Below are 18,902 nucleotides of genomic sequence, written 5' to 3' on the forward strand. Positions count from 1 at the left end.
ATATGGATATCTGATTTTAGAATAATATCTATCCAAAAGTAGCTAATATATATCTTACTTTTGCGCCATGGAAAACAAAAAAAGGTCGCAATTAGAATTTGTGGTATTAATGGCAGCATTGATGTCTATTGTTGCTTTATCTATTGATGCACTTTTACCTGCATTACCTGAAATTGGTGAGTATTTAAGTAGTGTGAATGAAACTAAAAACCAAAAGCTTATTACAGCCATATTTTTGGGACTTGGATTCGGACAACTTGTTTTTGGTCCATTGTCAGATAGTTTTGGACGAAAACCAATGGTTTATTTTGGTTTTGGTGTGTTTATAATTGCCTCTATTATTTGTATTACCACAAGGAATTTTGAAGTTATGCTTTTGGGAAGGGTTCTACAAGGTGTAGGGTTATCATCACCCAGAACCATGAGTATTGCTATTGTAAGAGATTCTTATGAAGGCGATCACATGGCGAAAATTCTATCTGTGGTAACTATGACTTTTATTTTAGTTCCAGTTATCGCTCCACTATTAGGGCAGTTTTTATTGGGTCATTTTGGATGGCAGTCTATATTCATTGTCAACCTCGTCTTTGGATCATTGGTTATTCTATGGTTTTGGAGACGCCAGCCCGAAACACTTCATAAAGAATATCAGAAAACATTTCGATTAGCCATATTTAAATCTGGTGCCATTACGTTCTTTAGAATAAAATCTGCGGTTATCTACACTTTACTTTCAGGATTGGCAACAGGGTCTTTTATGGTCTATTTAAGCACATCGCAACAAATTTTTCAGGTGCAGTATGATTTGGGTGACATGTTCCCTTATATTTTTGCCAGTTTAGCGGTGACCATTGGTCTGGCAACATTTTTAAATAGTGCCATTGTTATGCGTTTTGGTATGTGGAATTTGGTAAATATTGCCTTATTGGTATTTGTGATTAACTCTTTAACTTATGTCATCATATTCTGGTCTGGTGTAAATCCACCAATAGAAATTCTAATCCTCTTTTTAATGCTTCAATTTGCGAGTGTAGCGTTTTTATTTGGAAATTATAGAGCTTTAGCTATGCAACCTATGGGACACATTGCTGGTGTAGGATCTGCGCTTAATGGTTTTATATCTACCATAATGGCTGTACCAATTGCTAATTATATTGGTAGTTTTGTAAAAACGTCTGTCTTACCGCTTTTTATCGGTTTTTTAGTAACAGGAATTATTGGTTTGGTTTTATTCTATAGTGTAAAGAAACCAATAAGAGTGAAAGCTTAATATTTAAATTATCGCGTTCACTCTTTAGTTACATTTAATACATGGGGTATACCCTGCTTATTTCAATATTACTTTTTGTGTTTTATTCTGTGTTATATTGTTCAATTCTACAATATAAACACCTGTACTTAATCCACTCACATCAATGGCTTGAGATGTACTAGATGTCATTAAATTTTCCGAAAGAATTACACGTCCTTGTAAATCGTAAATCGTAGCCTTAGTTGCGTCTGTTAACTGACCAGCAATAACAATTGTTTTATCAGCTTCATTGGTGTAAATAGTTAAGGCATCTAAAGTGTTTTCATTTGTAGATAATGTACTATCACTCATACGTAGATAAAAACGACCTGTACCATTTAGGTTTGCATTTGGAGTTAATATATAATCAACAGAATTTAACAATGTTGTGGTGTTAGTAACTGTATCCTCTAAATATACATTTACATTATTTGGTAATGTAGATTGTGAAATAGTAAACGAAATTTGCTCACCTTGATTAGCATTCACACCAAGTGGAATCGTAACATCACTTAAATTTGAAGTATTTAATGATTGAAGCGCAAAATTAACATCTTCATTATCTTCTACTAAATGAGAGTAAAGCGCAAATATTGGTACAGCACCAAATACTTTAGCATCATAACCGGGATCTAATCCTAAGCTAGAACCTTCATTAAAGTAAAAACTTGTTCTGTAGGTAGTAGAACCTATAAGATCTAATTTAAGATTATAACTTATAGATGGCGATCTGCCTGGGATATAATCATCAGATCCAATAACTGTTCTCATATCTGTAGTACTAGACGTTCCATTATTAAAAACAACATTATCCCCTGTTACATTTTTAGCAGCTATTATAAATCCTTGTCCAGGTGCAATATTTAGCGTCCCATCTGTAGTGGCAGCATTTATAATTGTAAAATTACCAGTGGTAGCTTCACTTCCTGAATAAAATCCACTATTATAACCATAAATGGCTACAGCATCATCATCTAAAACAGCTGAGTTAGCAGTTAAAAATTCTGAAGCACTAAGATAACTCGGATAAGGATTACCAACTAAATTCCACTGATTTCCACCAGCAGGTTTACTAATAGGCGCACTAACATTACCTGTAACAATATCGCCTGTAAAAGTTAATACTTGGTCGCTAGTTATAGTTGCCGCTCTATATCCTTTTCCTGTTTCTAAAGCTGTAGTTGCGTTTACTGCAAAATTCTCATAAGAAGTAACATCTACAGTGTTATTATAAGGACCAAAAGCATAAACCGATCCATTGGATGCAAGTTTAGTAGCGTTTGTTGGTGAACCAAGATTAATAAAAGCATCAAATGTAAGTCCACCAGCTGGTGTTAATGGTAAAGCGATTAAGTCGTTTCCACCACCTGCGCTTGTGCCTACTATATTTACATGACGATCATAGTTTATTGTACCAGAAATAGTACCGTTTAAAATTAAACTTGAAAAACTATCAGAAACAGATGTTAAATTCACAGCATCGGTAACCGTTAAAGTAATTCCAGAATCAATAGTTAAGCTAGCCCCTGCTTCTACCAATACTGATTTAACCTCTGCATCCGCAGTAAGAACTGCATCAGTACCTGATTTTATAATTAACCCATAACAAGTATCTGTAGCACTTGGAGCAGCTGAAACTACTGAACCTTTAAAGTAATCCGTACCATCCCAAACAATATCAGAAATGAAACTTAATGTAAAATAATCTCCGTCAGCAAAAGAAACACCTGTTGCGGTTGCTGTATTATCTAAAACGGTTAAATTATAAGCTGTTGATGTAGCAAAAGTATTATCGTTACCTATAACTAACTGTAAACCTTGACAGCCTTCTGTAGCTGCACTAATAGCTGAAATGTCAAATTCTACTGTTACCGTCCCTAAATCACCAACTTTACTAACACGCCACTTTGACGTTAACTCTTGTGAATTATTTGCTGTGTTTGTTTCAAAATCATATACTGGGTCTTTAGTTTCTTCTCCCCAAAATAAATACTCGCTATCATTTAAATCTGAAGCAGCACTGATACTAACAATTCCTGTTCCTCTAGAAGCTGAATGATTAGAACCATCTGATGCTTGACCAATACCTGCGACACTATGGTCGAAATCTCCATTACCAGTATTATCTTGTACATAAAAATCTTTAGAACCGTCTAAAGCTGTACCGTATTTTGCTGATAAATAATTTTCAACAATTGTTGTTTCTGCTAAATTAAGTGATCTTTTGTATAAAATAACTTCGGCTATGTTTCCGTTGAAACTTGTCGTTGACTGTCTACCAATACCGAAATCACTAAAACTACGAATAGTTCCATCATATCCTATCGTCCCAGAAATTGTTGCATTTACATATTGACTTATAATTGTACCATTAAAATCTTGCGTAATGACATAAGGGCTACCTGCTGTTAACTGTGTACCTTCATCAAAAGTCCGTATTCCTTCTTCAAGGGTTTGTGTCCCATTTGGTGCTTCTGTTCCTCTTCCCCACAATCTTCCATTAGCACTAGTCCACATGCCAATGGATTTATCTTCTCTCTCTCTTGAAAATACAGTTCCAGATGGTCCTGCTTGAATAATACCTCTAGTTCCACCACTAAAAGATGGTGATTGTAGAACAACAAATAAACTTACTTCATCGCTATGTCCTATACCAGATGCAAAAATTCCATCACTGTCTCCATCAAAATTTAACGCTGAATAGCCATTTATAGCGTTTATATTTAATCTAGGCCTTATACCTGAAGTAAGCTGCACGGCATTGTTGCCTTGACCTGAAGCATCATTCCATTGCTGTATCGGTGAGTTATTAGAAGCTGGAGTTATACCTAAATCTGTATAAGTACTATTTTCGGCCTTTAGCCAGATTTCGTTATCCGTTGTGACTCCTCCTGGCCCTGCTTGAGAGAAACTGTAAGTTGATACTAATAAAGAAAGGGCTGTGTATATTTTTGCTTTCGTATTCAAAATTATAAGTTAATTAATTAATATAAAACGGCAATAATACGACAACCACCATTAAGCACAAAATAAATCCGATAAAATGTTTTTAAATGTAAGAAAAATAACATATACAGAAATTACAACGCACACAAACAACTCATTATCAAAACAATGAAAGACTAAAGCTGCATCTGTTTAATGGGTTTAAAATGTAGTTATTGACGAAATAAAAAGAATATTAGCATAAAAAACAAAAATAATTGGACTGTCTCCACGTGTACTTCATTCTATAAAGAATCCATAAAACAGCGGCCATACGGCTTAAAAAATCTCCAAGCTCCCCTTACCTTCTCTAACCACTATTGGCTCATCATCGGATAAATCGATAATAGTAGATGCCTCGTTATCTCCGTAACCACCATCAATAACCAAATCGACTAAATTATTCCATTTTTCAAGAATTAATTCTGGGTCTGTAGTGTATTCTAAAACATCATCATCGTCTCTTATAGATGTAGAAACGATTGGATTACCTAAAGCTGCAACTATTGCTAAGGCTATAGAATTATCTGGAACTCTGATTCCGACTGTTTTTCTTTTTTTGAAAGGGTTGGGTAAATTTTTAGATCCTGGTAAAATAAAAGTATAAGGTCCAGGCAAGGCACGTTTCAGAATTTTAAACGTTGTGGTATCAATCTGCTTTACATAGTCGCTTAAATTACTTAAATCTTCACAAACGAATGAAAAATTAGACTTTTCTAGTTTTACCCCTTTTATTTTAGCAATGCGCTCTAAAGCTTTTATATTAGTGATGTCGCAACCTAAACCATAGACGGTATCGGTAGGATAAATGATTAATCCACCATTTTTTAATACTTTAACTACTTTTTGAATCTCTTTCGGATTCGGATTTTCTGGGTATATTTTAATAAACTCCGCCATAATATGTATCTTTCAAATACGTTATACAAAGTAACTATATTTTTTTCAATATGAACCATTTAAAACTTGTATTCATCATTTTATGCTCAATTTCATTAGTGACGTCTTGCGCTTCTGAACGTTCTGATGATGATGGAATAGAACCTTTAAACACGTCAGAATCTTACGAAGAACTCAATATTTCTTATGGCAATGATGACGAGCAGGTTTTTGATCTGTATTTACCAGCAAACCGAACAGCTGACACTAAAACAATTATTTTGGTTCATGGAGGAGGTTGGACTTCGGGAGATAAAACAGACATGACTGATTTTAAGAACTTTATTAAAGATCAAATGCCAAGCTACGCTGTTGTAAACATTAATTACCGATTAGCAGATGAAAATAATTCTCCTTATCCAATGCAGATTAATGATATTACAAGCGTTATTAATTATCTAAAAAATAACGAAGCACATTATACCATTTCAAATAACTTAGGGTTTGTAGGAGTTAGCGCTGGTGCGCATTTATCCTTATTATGGAGTTATGGGTTTGACATTGAAAACCAAGTTAGAATGGTTTGTAGTATTGTTGGCCCAACAAACTTTACAGATCCTGCTTACTTAAACAACACCAATGTAGTGCTGCAAGAGCTATTAGATACTTTTGGAATTGATAATACCTCAACAGATTTTTTAGAAGAAGTTAGCCCGTATCATAGAGTCACAGCGACATCCCCTCCAACTATTTTATTTTATGGCGGAGAAGATCCTTTAATTCCAATAACTCAAGGTACGACCATGCGAGACAAGCTAGAATCACATAACGTTACACACCAATTCACACTGTATCCTAATGAAGGACACGGATGGATAGGACTAAACCTGTTAGACACAACTCTAAAACTGAAAATATTTATTGAAACGTACCTTTAATCTTGCTTTGTTCTCAATATTTCAAGCTTTGCAAAACGCAAGAGTAGTTTTTTAGTATCTCCATTCAAAAATTTAATTTCAGCTTTTGCATCAGCTCCGGTACCCTCAATTGTCATCACTTCACCTCTACCAAATCGATCGTGATTAACAGTGTTACCAACTTCTAATTTAGTATTAAATGAGCCTGATACCTCTTCCGTATCTGCTAGTGGCTTCATCTTTTTTGGTGTACTAATTTGAAATTTCTCAGGTTTCTTCTTAGACTCTTTTCTCAAAATTTTTGCTGTTTTTGGTTTCGCGAATCGAATGCGATTAGGTTCAATATCTCCAAATATAGATTGATCTAACATCGGATTACGTTGTTCTCTTAATGGTGTTACTATATCTACAAACTCCTCGTCAATTTCTTCAATAAATCGACTTGGTTCTGCGTCTATTAATTTCCCCCATCGGTAACGCGATAAGGTGTATGTTAAATACGCTTGCTTTTCTGCTCTGGTTAAGGCTACGTAAAATAAACGTCGTTCCTCTTCTAATTCACTACGCGTATTCATACTCATACCGCTTGGAAATAAATCTTCTTCCAAACCAACGATGAATACATGACCGAATTCTAATCCTTTTGCTAAGTGAATAGTCATTAAAGCGACATGATCTGGATCTCCTTTATCTCCATCTAAATCTGTTGCTAAGGCAATATCTTCTAAGAATTCGGCTAAAGAATCGCCTGCATCCGCCAATTCTAATTGACCTTCAACGAAATCTTTAATACCGTTTAATAATTCTTGAACGTTGTCCATTTTCACCACACCTTCAGGTGTCGCATCCTTGTTAAGTTCTCGTATTAATCCACTCGTTTTAGTAACGTGCTCTGCTAAATCAAAAGCATTTGCTGTCTGATTCATCACTTGGTAACTTTCAATAAGCGTCACAAAATCTCTCAACTTATTTTTAGTTCCGCCATTGATATTGATATCAATACTATCTAAATTTTTTAAGACTTCAAAAATAGTTTTACCATAACCATTGGCTGCTACAATTAAGCGATCTACTGTAGTTTGGCCAATTCCTCTTGCTGGATAATTAATAACACGCTTTAGAGCTTCTTCATCTGAAGGATTTAAAATTAAACGCAAATACGCCGTTAAATCTTTAATCTCCTTTCGTTGGTAAAATGATAGACCTCCATAAATACGATAAGGAATATCTCGTTTACGCAACGCATCTTCAATAGCTCTAGATTGTGCATTAGTACGATATAAAACGGCAAAATCACTGTTGTGAAGTTGCTCATTCATCTTAGTTTCCCAAATAGTACTAGCCACATATCGACCTTCATCACCATCCGTTAAAGCACGATGTACTTTTACCTTTTCACCCTCGTCGTTAGCGGTCCAAACTATCTTATCTAATTTAGTTTTGTTATGTTCTATTACAGAATTTGCAGCACCAACAATACATTTTGTAGAACGGTAATTTTGTTCTAATCGGTACATATTTACACCGTCGTAATCTTTTTGGAAATTTAAAATATTACTAATATTTGCACCACGGAAGGCATAGATACTCTGAGCATCATCACCTACCACACAGATGTTTTGAAAACGATCTGCTAACGCTCTCACAATTAAATATTGTGAATGGTTGGTATCTTGATACTCATCTACCAATATATATCTAAATCTGTTTTGATATTGTGCTAGTACTGCAGGAAAACGTGTTAAAAGTTCATTTGTTCTTAACAATAGATCATCAAAATCCATCGCTCCTGCCTTAAAACAACGCTCTACATATTCTTTATATATCTCACCCATTCTTGGACGTCTAGCCATAGCATCGGCTTCCATCAGTTCTGGGTTTTTATAATAGGCTTTTACAGTAACAAGACTGTTTTTATAAGATGAAATTCGGCTGTAAACCTGCTTCGTTTTATAAATATCTTTATCGAGTCCCATTTCTTTAATAATAGAACCCATTAATTTTTGCGAATCTTGTGTATCGTAAATGGTAAAATTACTTGGGAAACCTAAATGATGGCCCTCAAAACGTAAAATCTTTGCAAATACTGAGTGAAATGTACCCATCCAAAGATTCTTAGCTTCACCATCACCGACGATATCCGCAATTCTGCCTTTCATTTCTTTGGCCGCCTTATTTGTAAAGGTCAATGCCAAAATATTAAAGGCATCCACTCCCTTGCTCATTAAGTAAGCGATACGAAATGTGAGCACACGCGTTTTTCCAGAACCTGCACCAGCAATGATAATCATTGGTCCATCAATCTGTATAGTAGGCGCTAATTGAGCCTCATTAAGTTGACTAAGATACTTTTCCAAGTTAAAATTTTTTTAAGGAGTAAAATTACGGATAGTCCTATAGTTTTCCGCATGTAAATGCTATAAATTATAAACAAACTATTAAAAATTGTAGTTTGTTAAAATTCAATATCTTAGTAGAAACATTTTTTATATGAAAAATTTATCTGTACTTCTACTTATCTTTTTAGCGTTGTTTTCTAATGCTCAAAATTCCATGGAAAGCGATATCAGTGCTATTGAAGACAAAATGATAGCCTGGAGACATCATTTTCACCAGAATCCCGAATTATCAAATAGAGAATTTAAAACGGCTGAAAAAATAGCAGAACATTTAAAATCTTTAGGATTAGACGTTGAAACTGGTATTGCTAAAACTGGTGTTGTTGCGCTTTTAAAAGGTGATCACCCTGGAAAAGTTATTGCTTTACGAGCAGACATCGACGCGTTACCTGTTACAGAACGAAACAATCTACCTTTTAAATCTGAAGTAAAAACTACATTTTTAAATACCGAAACAGGGGTGATGCATGCTTGTGGACACGATACGCATATTTCTATTTTAATGGCTACAGCAGAAGTATTATCTAAACATAAAGACAAAATAAAAGGGACTATAAAATTTATCTTTCAACCCGCAGAAGAAGGGCCGCCTCCAGGTGAAGAAGGTGGAGCAAAATTGATGATAAAAGAAGGTGTTTTAGAAAATCCTAAAGTAGATGCCATATTCGGACTTCATATTGATTCTGGAACTCCTGTTGGCTCTATAACTTACAAAACGGGTGGCATTATGGCTGCTGTAGAGCGATTTGTCATTGATGTAAAGGGGAAACAAACACATGGCTCTCAACCTTGGTCTGGTGTTGATCCTATATTGATTTCGGCAAAAATAATTGATGGTTTGCAAACCATTATTAGTAGAGAGTCGGATCTTACTAACGAGGCTGCGGTAATTACTGTTGGTAAAATTACGTCTGGTACACGATTTAATATTATTCCGGAATCGGCAGAAATGATTGGAACTGTTAGAACTTTAGATCCGAAAATGCGTGTTCACATTGAAAAGCGAATGACGGAAATGGTAGAAACAATTGCTAAAGCTTATGGTGGTGAGGCTTCTATTACATTTCAAAATTTCACGTCTATTACATATAATGATCCTGATTTAACGGCACAGGTATTACCTTCTTTACAAAAAGCAGCAGGAGACTCTAATGTTTCAATTATAAAAGCAACAACTGGTGGTGAAGATTTTTCATATTTTCAAGAAGTTGTGCCTGGTGTTTACTTTTTCTTAGGAGGAATGACACCTGGCGCTACAGAATCCTTTCCGCATCATACTCCAGATTTTAAAATTGACGACAGTAGTATGTTACTCGGAGTTAAAGCATTTACACAACTGACATTAGATTATTTAAACCACAATGATTAATCCGTCTTTTGTTCACCACCTCCTGCCATTGCAGAAAGTAAGCCCGCTTTAATATTTAGCCAAATAAAGTTAAATACAGATTTGTTGGTCTGGCGTTCTACATTTTCTGATTGCCCGTAACGGTAGTTATTTTTATCATCTTCACTATCTTTTGAAACGAATAGATTGACGATGCTAGATAAGAATTTATTTTTTTCCTTTCCGTCTTTTTTCAAAATTGAAACTTCAAAATCATCATATTTCATTTTGATATCGATACGAGAGGTTCTTGGGTTACCACTAATGGTGAAGTAGGTTTGTTTTAATTCACCATTTAAATCTACATGAAGGTTCGGTTGTGTAAACTGATCCATTTGTGTGGCATTAAAGAATCCTAAATCGGCTTTAAATGTAAATTGATCCGTCGTGTCGGCAACTTTAAAATTCCAATTTACTTTTAAAGGTGAATCATTCATAAAAGTGCTTTGTATCTCAATCGCTGTATCATCGTTTCCAAAGGTGTTCCCTAATTTCGCAAATGTGGCATTTAGGTTTGTAAAATCTAAACGCCCTGCTTGTTCTTCGGCATTCACTTTTTCTAGATATGAAATACTTCCATCAGTAATTTCAACCATATCTAAGCCTAAATCAAAAGTCAAATCTCTGAGTGACGTTCCATAGAGTGCTTTGTACGTTAAATCATCTGCAACTAATTTATCTCTGTATATTTCTGCTACAGGTGCAATTAAATCTACCTTTTTTGAAGTAAAGTAAAAGGCATCATTCGTATTAAAGCCAAAATCCATATCCGAGATATTAATTTCTTTCACATTCAGGTTGAAATGATCGCGCTCCGTTTTTAAAACTTTAGAATACTCCGTTTTAGAATATTTTGTTTTTAGTTGGAAATTTTTTGATGTCGCTTTATCATTAGTAACATGCATGGCATCTACCATGAGATCATCATACGTATTGGTCGCCCATTTTACATTTTCGGCATTTAACTCAAAATCAGTATAGGTGATTTTCTTATTTGCTTTTGAAGCTTTTGGGTTAATTTGAAAGTCTAATACTTCGAAATTAAGATTAGGAATACTTAAAATTATAGAGTCACTTTCATAATTCGTTATTAAAACATCCGCCTTATTAATCGCTATTTTTTCAGCATGAATAACTTGATTAATTTTATCTAGAAAGCTACTTTGGTAATCCTCATTCTTCACGACTGAATTATGCTTATATTTTGCAATAAGCTCATCAATTACAAGAGATTCAATGGTTATTTTATCATTAAAAAGCAAATCCCAATATCCAACATCATTGATCTCTATAGATTTAAGTTTTGCGTCTAAAATGGTTTTGTTGGTTGTTTCTCCTAAGACAAGGATTGTTGGCGATTCCACCTCAACATTACCTGTCCATATATTAGCATTAATAGATGTGTATTCGATTTTAGTAGATTCGGATACATTTTGAAGCTCCTCACCTATTTTTTGTTCAATATAACTATTTGCTAAAAATGAAAGTAGTATGGTAATGATTGCAATAATAGCTATTACAATGATGGCATTTTTATATTTTGGTTTTGTCATTTTATTCAGTCCTGAAATATTATGTATGAATCTACCAAAACGCTTTTAAAACTATTGACCAATACCCTATTTATGTTAACTCAAAAAAAGCCATTTCAAAATATGAAATGGCTCTTTAGGTATTATTCTTCTTTTTCTATTAACTATCTCTTAGAACATGAATAGTGATTGCTAAGTTTTTTACGACACCACTCGTATCCGTATAGGTCCCAGTTATAGTCATATCGACATAACCTCCTATTGGTCCAAAATTTGATATAGTAAATTGCAGCGTATTTGGTGCATTATAATCCATATCTAACATAGACGATTGTACCCAAAAGTCTGGAGTTGTATAGGTACCTGATGTGGTTGTATCACCACCTACTCCAATTGAACCATCTTCAGATTGACTAGACACTACAAACATACCGTTTACTGGTCCTTCTTGATACGCATAGAGATCCAATAAAAGATATTCTGCAGGATCACTATCTACTTGCACAGAAATAAACTCAGTAACCGCACTACAAGCCATGATACTACCAACATTAGGTGTACTTAAATTAAAAGGCAAAACGGTTGTTGATTGAAATGCATCGTAATCTACTCCTTCTAATGAAAACGTATTTATGGAAGCACATTTAATAATATTCATTGCAAAAGCTCCATTAGTAACTTCAGCCAATGCTTCTTGATTTCCGTAATTTAAATTCACATAACCATCCGTAACATTAGCATTACTACAGTTTACTAAGTTACCTGATATTATTTCGGTTACAGTACCTGAAAGCACAATGTCGCCATAATTAGTATCCGTTGAAAATGGGCCTATAATTGTTGAAAACACGACTGCACCACACTGATCATAAGCTGTTAGGGTTATGGTTTCGTTTGCAGGAATTAATCCACATATTTCACCATTTACATTAGAGAAACCTTGTCTAGGATAAACCTCACCAGCTCTTCCTAATGTAACTTTTACATTAGAAATTGGTGTGTTTGTATCATCTACAACATTTAAACAGAATGATACCGTTGGAAATTGCGCATCACAATTCCACCAAGAAAAATGAGAAACGTCTCCAATATATACACCACCAATTAAATCGGCTTCACCATCTTCTACCCAATAACCATTAACCTCATCAAAATGCCATAATGGAATTGTTGAAGGTGCGATGCCACTTTGCGCAGGATCTAATGGCATGTGTATTTCTGCGACATGACCATCGGCAATATTTAATGTTTGTCCAGACTCTCCTTTTAACTCCACGTTTAGCATACCATACGTTTCTAATAATTGCTCATCATCATTACTATTTATGGCTTGTAAATTTCCTGGCATTACATCGTATACATTAGCATGTGCAGGATCTAGATGATACATATACACATCAACATTACCAGAGTAAGCATTTCCATCTTCATCTTTAAAAGCACCATCAAATTTTACTTTAGCGCCATTAGTTAAAGACACTTCACTATTTGTTCCTGAAGACACAGAACCTGTTAGATTTTTAGCAACAAGCATAATTTGCACGTTGCTCATACCTTCTGTAGGTACTACCGTTTTTAAGCCTTTAATAAAACCTGCTTTTTCTGCGATTACATAGGCCTGTCTTTCTTTGACTTGTGCATCGCTAATCATAAAAACACCATTAGCATCAGTTGATGCTACTTTGTTTCCAATTGTAATACTTACATTACTTAAAGGCATAGACGATTCATCTACTATTTTGCCCATAAAATCTCTTTGAATATTTATACCTTGGTCTATAGCACCTATTTCATTATTACCATTACCTGAAGGAATGTCTATACCTTCCTCTTTTTCACAGGATGTAAATAGAACGCTAAACACTAGAACTAATGCTAGTGAAATTTTTGAAATTGCTTGTCTTGTTTTCATATTGTTTTATTTAAAAAGTGTTTTTAACGTATTATCACCCTTATATAAAAACAAGCTTATGTTTGTTACCCAATTTTTTAAATTTTATTATTGAAACTTCCTAATCAATGCATTGAGATTGCTTTCTGTTTCAGTAATATTTTGAAGTACAGCTTTAATTGAATAGCTCTAGAAAGGCTTTTTTATTAGCTCTAGAAATCGGAACACGTTCTTTATTTTCTAAAACGAGATAGCCTTCGTTTTCAAAATGTCTCACTTTATTGAGGTTAACAATGTGCGACTTATGACATTTAAAAAAATCAGAAGATACCATTTTAGCAAACTTACCTAAGTTATAAGAACTTAATAATGTGGTACTATCTTCTAGGTGGATTTTGGTGTAACCTTCATAACCTTCAATATGTAGAACCTCATCTTGTGGAATAAAAGATAAACCTTTGGCAGTTGGTACAATGAGCTTATTATTATCAGTTACCATGGTTGAAATCAATTGTAAAAGCTTTGTATTTTGCTCTACAGAGTTTTGTGATTCAATAGCTTCTAAAGCTTTATGAACTGCGCTCTTTAAATCGGAATCATCTATTGGTTTTAAAATATAATCGATGGCATTCTGTTTAAATGCTTTTATGGCATATTCGCTAAAAGCCGTTACAAATATCACCTGAAAATTTATCAACTCTAAAGCTTCTAAAAGCTCAAAACCATTAATTCTAGGCATTTGTATATCTAGAAACACCAGTTGTGGTTGCAGTTCTTTTATCGCACTAATAGCTTGTTCTGGTTTTTGATAAGTGCCAATAACCTGAATACTAGGAAACAGTTTTTTAATTTTTTTCTGTAAGCCTTTTATATTGGTAATTTCATCATCAACTATTACTGCTGTTATCTGATCTATCATAGTTTTTGAATTATAAAAGTTGACTTATTTCCTTTTTCGAAATGATCTGGAAATACTTCTTCTTCGGCATAAGAGATATTCCATTTTTTAGAATTGTTTAAAAAGTGAAGTCTATCTTTTAGAACATTAGACGACTTAATCTTTCCATTTTGACTTTTATTGGTATTAACAAAACCCACTCCATCATCTATAATTTCTACTATTAAGGTCTGATTTTGTCCTTTTTTAAAATTAACAATAACTTCTCCATTATTTTCTTTATTAAATATGCCGTGGTTTATGGCATTCTCTATAATGGGTTGCAATATCATGGTTGGTACTTTTGTGCTTTCCGTATATAAATCGTCATCCACATTAATCTTAAAATTTAATTTTTCTCTAAAACGAAGTTTCTCAATTTCTAGATAACTCTGTAGTAAATCAATTTCGGCTGCTAATGAGATTTCATTTTCTTTTGAAAGCTCAAAAAATTGCCGAATCAACTTCGAGAATTTTACCAAATACATTTCGGATGCTTCAAAATCATTTTCATTGATATAATATTGAATCGCTGCTAAGGAATTAAACACAAAGTGCGGATTCATTTGAGAACGCAACGCTTTTAGCTGTAACTCAATAAGGCGCTTATCTTCAAAAATCTTTTGATTCTTTTTAAACTGTGATTGTTTTACAATGAACATTGATATTAGTGCCACGAGAAAAATTCCTAGCAATACAATACAGGTTTTAAACCAAAATGTTTGCCACCATAAGGCTTTTATTTTAAAATTTATTTTTTTTGAAATTGATTTATTATATACTTGAAAAACATAGTCTCCAGGCTGAAGGTTGTTATAATTCACCGAGTTAATTGGTGTGTTTATCCAATTGGTTTGTAGCGGTTCTAACTTATATAAATAGTCACCATTTTTTAATTGATCTTCAGAATAATCAATACTTTCAAACTTAAAGTTCACCGCATTGTTAGTTGCATAATTAAAGGAGACATTGTTTTCTGATATTGGTTGTTTGTTATAGGTTGCTTCGGTAATAAAGAGATCTATTAATAAGTCTTTTCTTGTTTGATTAATGGGTACAATTGCTAATCCATTATTTGTTCCAACAATTAAATTTTCATTAATAACATTGACTGTGTTAACGTTGTTATTTGGCAACCCATCATTACTATTGTACGTTCTAATTAACTTATATGTATCGTTGATTTTGGTATAATGCAATACGCCAGAATTGGTTGCTAACCAAATAGCATTTTCTTGTATAAAAGCATCTTGAACAATTAAGAACTCTGAATTCTCTAAAGGCTTAATCGTATTTAAATCTGAAATATAACTACCAAAACCATCCGTATTAATTAAAATTTCGGTTTCTGAGATGGCTTTAATACTTAGTACGGATGTATTAAAAACGGCTTCCTTGAAATCTATTTTTTTTATGGCATCGTTTTCTAATTCTTTTAAACCATTATTGGTTGCTATGATTAATCGAGAATTAAAAACTAAAAAATCATTAGAGCCTTTTAAGATGATATCCTTCTCTATATTGAATGTTTTAGCATCTAGTTTAAAAATTCCAAAAGAATAAATACCATATAAGTTAGACTTAAAAAAGGCGAGTTTCTTTACAAATGAGTTTATATGACGTGATGATTTTGCCTTTTTATTAAAGTTGATGTCCTCTCTTTTTCCTTCTCCTTCGGAAATAATACCAGAATTTTTTAAGAAATACGTACGCTTAAGGCTATCAATATAAACTCCACCAAAATTATAATCATCAGAAGCTATATAAGGGTCAAAAGTTTTATCTATAGGGTTGTATTTGAAGAACCCTTTATTATAAACACTTGCAAATAAGTCATTATTTATAAGATTTAAGTTTTGAACTTTTTCATTGTTAAACCGGTAAACTATATTTTTCTTTATGTAAGGTAATTTATAAACTCCGTTAGTAAAGGTCGCTAACCAAATGGTATTCTGTTGATCTATAAACCCAAAATGCGCATTTAACTCTGGCGGAAAGAAAAAAGGATTTACAATATGAAAATCGGTATTAAATGTACCAACAAAACGGTCTCCGGAAATTTGAATCGAATTCCCAACCAAATTAATTCTAGGATATTTTAAGGTTTCAATACCAACTTCATCTATAAATTTAAAACTTTCTAAAGCAAGTGTCTTTAAATTTAAAATACTATATGATTTTTCTGAAACCCAAAAATATAAGCTATCACTTATCTGGCCACGAGTGCTATTATTATTGATGATACCTTTAGTAGGCCTCTTAGCTAAAATATTGAAATTTTTATCATAAACGTTAAGGCTTTCGTCATTAAACATAATACCTAAATAAGCCACTTTATCATTAAAAACAGTGGTGTAATCCTCTCGTATTTTGTTTTCTGTTTGAACTTCAAAACTTCTCCAAACCTTATCTTTTAACGCATAAATCTTTTTAGGTCCTGCAGGATAGACCTCATTATTTAACTGTATCGAATAAATAGGGTTTATCGTTTCTTCTTCTTTTTCATTTGGGAAAGATAACACACTGTCGTTCTCAATATATCCTAAATGCGTTGATTTAGACAGGTACCAAATTTTACCATCTGGCGTGGGGAAAGCGTCCCATACATCGTTATTTGGCAAACCCTGTTTTGTAGTAAAGGTTTTAAACGTTTTACCGTTATAGCGCACCATGCCTTTATCGGTTAAAAACCACATAAAGCCTTTAGCATCTTGCATAATAGTATAGACGTGATTACTAGGTAAACCGTCTTTTGTTGCGTAATTGGTATATTGTTGTGCGAAAGAAAAACTCCATATCAGAAGTAAATAGATTGTGATATGGAGTTTATTATGTTTCAATAAAATTAGTTGTCTTATTTCTTAGTTGAATGAAGGCTAAATATAAGTGTAAATTTAATCTTTGATTATTTTTTTAGTTGAAATCCCTCTTTCTGTTTTTACTTGTAAAAAGTATAAACCATTAGAGAAGCTAGATACATTTAAAGTATTCTCTCCTGATTGAAGTTGTCCGCTTTTAATCACCTGTCCACTTACTGTTATTAAACTATAACTAGCTTCATTAGTTATTGAGACCGTTAATTCATGCTTTACAGGATTAGGAAAGACATTAAAATCAATCTGCGTAAACTCTGAAGTACTTAATACTGCACATTCTGTTTGGTTATTTACAAATGTTGATGCAGCGTCTTTGTTTGTCCAGTTTGTTGCAGAGTATAGTGCATCATCTACTTCTATACAAGTTAGGTAAGGGTTGTTAGAAGAATTAAAGAATTGTCCGTTCAAATTACTATTGTTCCCGTTTCTCATATTTAAACTAGTCAGAGAATTATTTTGACAATAAAGTCTAAATAAAACTATATTTTGAGTTAAATCTAAGCTCGTTAACTCAGTACTATTACAGTGAAAATATTCTAACGCTATACTCTGTGACACATCTATAGTTGCTATTGGGTTATTAGTTATATAAAAATGGTCTAGATCTATATTTTGAGTCACATCTATAGTGCTTATCTCATTAGAACTTATATCTAAATATTCTAAAAGGATGTTTTGAGACACATCTAAATTCGCCAATTGATTATTATTTAAATATAATTTTTTTAATAAAATATTTTGAGTTAAATCAACACTAGTTAACTGGTTATTAACACTACGTAAATTTTCCAAAGCATCAAAATCTTCAATTCCTGTTAAATCTAAAATAGCTTGCGACGTAACATCCAAGTTAATTACGGATTCTATAGAAGCTGTAGTCACATAATCATCTCCTGCTACTCCATTACCCATACTGTTAGAATCTCCAACAGATACAATAGTACCATTAGCATCATGCGTTTCTAAGTAATTCTCAAAATTATCATCTGGAACGTAGGTTAATCCGACATGAGCACAATCTTCACTATAAACAGCTGTAGCGTCCACATTTAGCCAATTAGCAGTACTCCAATCTTCATCATCTACTTCAATACACGTTAAGTATGGATTGTTTAGCACATTAAAATTTGAAATAGCTACATTGTTTACATTCTTCATGATTAAACTGTATAATTGATTATTATAAGCTAATAATGTATATAAATTTATATTTTGTGAAAAATCGAGACCTATTATTTGATTATTGTAGCAAGATACATATGACAAAGGGTGATTCTGAGAAAAATCCAAAGTAACTATCTCATTATCATTACATTCTAAAGTTCCCAAATAATAATTAAAACTCACATTTAAACTGGTTAATTGATTATGATAGCATTTTAATACTGATAAAGCGGAATTTTGTGTCACATTTAATTCTGTTAACTGATTGTACCCACAATAAAGTGATTGTAAGGCTGTAAAGCCCTCAATACCTGTTAAATCTGAAATCCCTTGATTGCTAACATCCAAATAACCTATTGTATTGATTTTTGCCGTAGTTACATAGTCGTCATTAGCAATTCCATTTCCCAAACTCGTTGGGTCACCTACTGCAACAACATTACCATTAGCATTGTGTGTTTCGAGATAATTTTCAAAATTATCGTCTGGTACATAAGTATTTTGCGAATATGCTGATATGGCTAGACTAAAAAAAGCCAATAATAGTATTTTTGTTTTCATAGGTGTATATTTTTTAATTTATTACAATCAGATGTTATTACTATTAATGATTAGTGAGTACTTAATAGTCATAACATGCTAGA

General features: G+C 33.1%; 11 protein-coding genes. 3 read left to right on the forward strand and 8 right to left on the reverse strand.

Features of this window, described 5'->3' with window-relative positions:
• Positions 1-67: 67 nt before the first annotated feature.
• Entirely contained in the window at positions 68-1,270 is a 1,203-nt protein-coding gene (locus HM984_RS01565; RefSeq protein WP_179347839.1) for a multidrug effflux MFS transporter, read from the forward strand.
• Positions 1,271-1,327: 57 nt separating this feature from the next.
• On the opposite strand, the gene HM984_RS01570 is transcribed toward HM984_RS01565, so the two are convergent.
• Together HM984_RS01570 and HM984_RS01575 are read right to left on the reverse strand one after the other, a co-directional pair.
• Positions 1,328-4,258 carry a T9SS type A sorting domain-containing protein gene (locus HM984_RS01570; protein WP_179347840.1) on the reverse strand — a complete coding sequence of 977 codons (2,931 nt, stop codon included), beginning with the start codon at positions 4,256-4,258 and terminating at the stop codon, positions 1,328-1,330.
• Positions 4,259-4,555: 297 nt separating this feature from the next.
• Entirely contained in the window at positions 4,556-5,176 is a 621-nt protein-coding gene (locus HM984_RS01575) for an L-threonylcarbamoyladenylate synthase (protein WP_179347841.1), read from the reverse strand.
• Between the two features lie 50 nt (positions 5,177-5,226).
• Between HM984_RS01575 and HM984_RS01580 the strand changes: the two genes are divergently transcribed.
• Entirely contained in the window at positions 5,227-6,093 is an 867-nt protein-coding gene (locus tag HM984_RS01580; protein ID WP_179347842.1) for an alpha/beta hydrolase, read from the forward strand.
• Here the strand turns inward: HM984_RS01580 and HM984_RS01585 are convergent.
• A complete protein-coding gene (locus tag HM984_RS01585; protein ID WP_115808664.1) occupies positions 6,090-8,429 on the reverse strand; it encodes an ATP-dependent helicase in 2,340 nt (779 codons plus the stop codon). The two genes, HM984_RS01580 and HM984_RS01585, sit on opposite strands and share 4 nt — an antisense overlap.
• 133 nt (positions 8,430-8,562) lie before the next feature.
• Between HM984_RS01585 and HM984_RS01590 the strand changes: the two genes are divergently transcribed.
• Positions 8,563-9,840 carry an amidohydrolase gene (locus HM984_RS01590; protein WP_179347843.1) on the forward strand — a complete coding sequence of 426 codons (1,278 nt, stop codon included), beginning with the start codon at positions 8,563-8,565 and terminating at the stop codon, positions 9,838-9,840.
• On the opposite strand, the gene HM984_RS01595 is transcribed toward HM984_RS01590, so the two are convergent.
• From HM984_RS01595 to HM984_RS01615, 5 genes are all read right to left on the reverse strand, one after another.
• Entirely contained in the window at positions 9,837-11,411 is a 1,575-nt protein-coding gene (locus tag HM984_RS01595) for a hypothetical protein (protein WP_179347844.1), read from the reverse strand. The two genes, HM984_RS01590 and HM984_RS01595, sit on opposite strands and share 4 nt — an antisense overlap.
• A 139-nt stretch (positions 11,412-11,550) precedes the next feature.
• Positions 11,551-13,302: a hypothetical protein gene (locus tag HM984_RS01600; protein WP_179347845.1), complete on the reverse strand. Its 1,752-nt coding sequence runs from the start codon at positions 13,300-13,302 to the stop codon at positions 11,551-11,553.
• A 154-nt stretch (positions 13,303-13,456) separates the two neighbouring features.
• Positions 13,457-14,200, reverse strand: coding sequence for a LytR/AlgR family response regulator transcription factor (locus HM984_RS01605; RefSeq protein WP_218844997.1), 744 nt, complete (start codon positions 14,198-14,200; stop codon positions 13,457-13,459).
• Entirely contained in the window at positions 14,197-17,058 is a 2,862-nt protein-coding gene (locus HM984_RS01610) for a sensor histidine kinase (protein ID WP_179347846.1), read from the reverse strand. Before HM984_RS01610 ends, HM984_RS01605 begins: the two co-directional genes overlap by 4 nt.
• Positions 17,059-17,112: 54 nt before the next feature.
• Positions 17,113-18,819: a T9SS type A sorting domain-containing protein gene (locus tag HM984_RS01615; RefSeq protein ID WP_179347847.1), complete on the reverse strand. Its 1,707-nt coding sequence runs from the start codon at positions 18,817-18,819 to the stop codon at positions 17,113-17,115.
• Positions 18,820-18,902: the final 83 nt, after the last annotated feature.

It is taken from the genome of Winogradskyella pacifica (assembly GCF_013403915.1).
GTDB lineage: Bacteria > Bacteroidota > Bacteroidia > Flavobacteriales > Flavobacteriaceae > Winogradskyella > Winogradskyella pacifica.

Excerpts from the sequence above, each read along its gene's own strand:
- HM984_RS01575 (WP_179347841.1), bottom strand. The coding sequence starts at position 5,176 with ATGGCGGAGTTTATTAAAATATACCCAGAAAATCCGAATCCGAAAGAG.
- HM984_RS01595 (WP_179347844.1), bottom strand. The coding sequence starts at position 11,411 with ATGACAAAACCAAAATATAAAAATGCCATCATTGTAATAGCTATTATT.
- HM984_RS01565 (WP_179347839.1), top strand. The coding sequence starts at position 68 with ATGGAAAACAAAAAAAGGTCGCAATTAGAATTTGTGGTATTAATGGCA.
- HM984_RS01615 (WP_179347847.1), bottom strand. The coding sequence starts at position 18,819 with ATGAAAACAAAAATACTATTATTGGCTTTTTTTAGTCTAGCCATATCA.
- HM984_RS01605 (WP_218844997.1), bottom strand. The coding sequence starts at position 14,200 with ATGATAGATCAGATAACAGCAGTAATAGTTGATGATGAAATTACCAAT.
- HM984_RS01600 (WP_179347845.1), bottom strand. The coding sequence starts at position 13,302 with ATGAAAACAAGACAAGCAATTTCAAAAATTTCACTAGCATTAGTTCTA.
- HM984_RS01580 (WP_179347842.1), top strand. The coding sequence starts at position 5,227 with ATGAACCATTTAAAACTTGTATTCATCATTTTATGCTCAATTTCATTA.
- HM984_RS01590 (WP_179347843.1), top strand. The coding sequence starts at position 8,563 with ATGAAAAATTTATCTGTACTTCTACTTATCTTTTTAGCGTTGTTTTCT.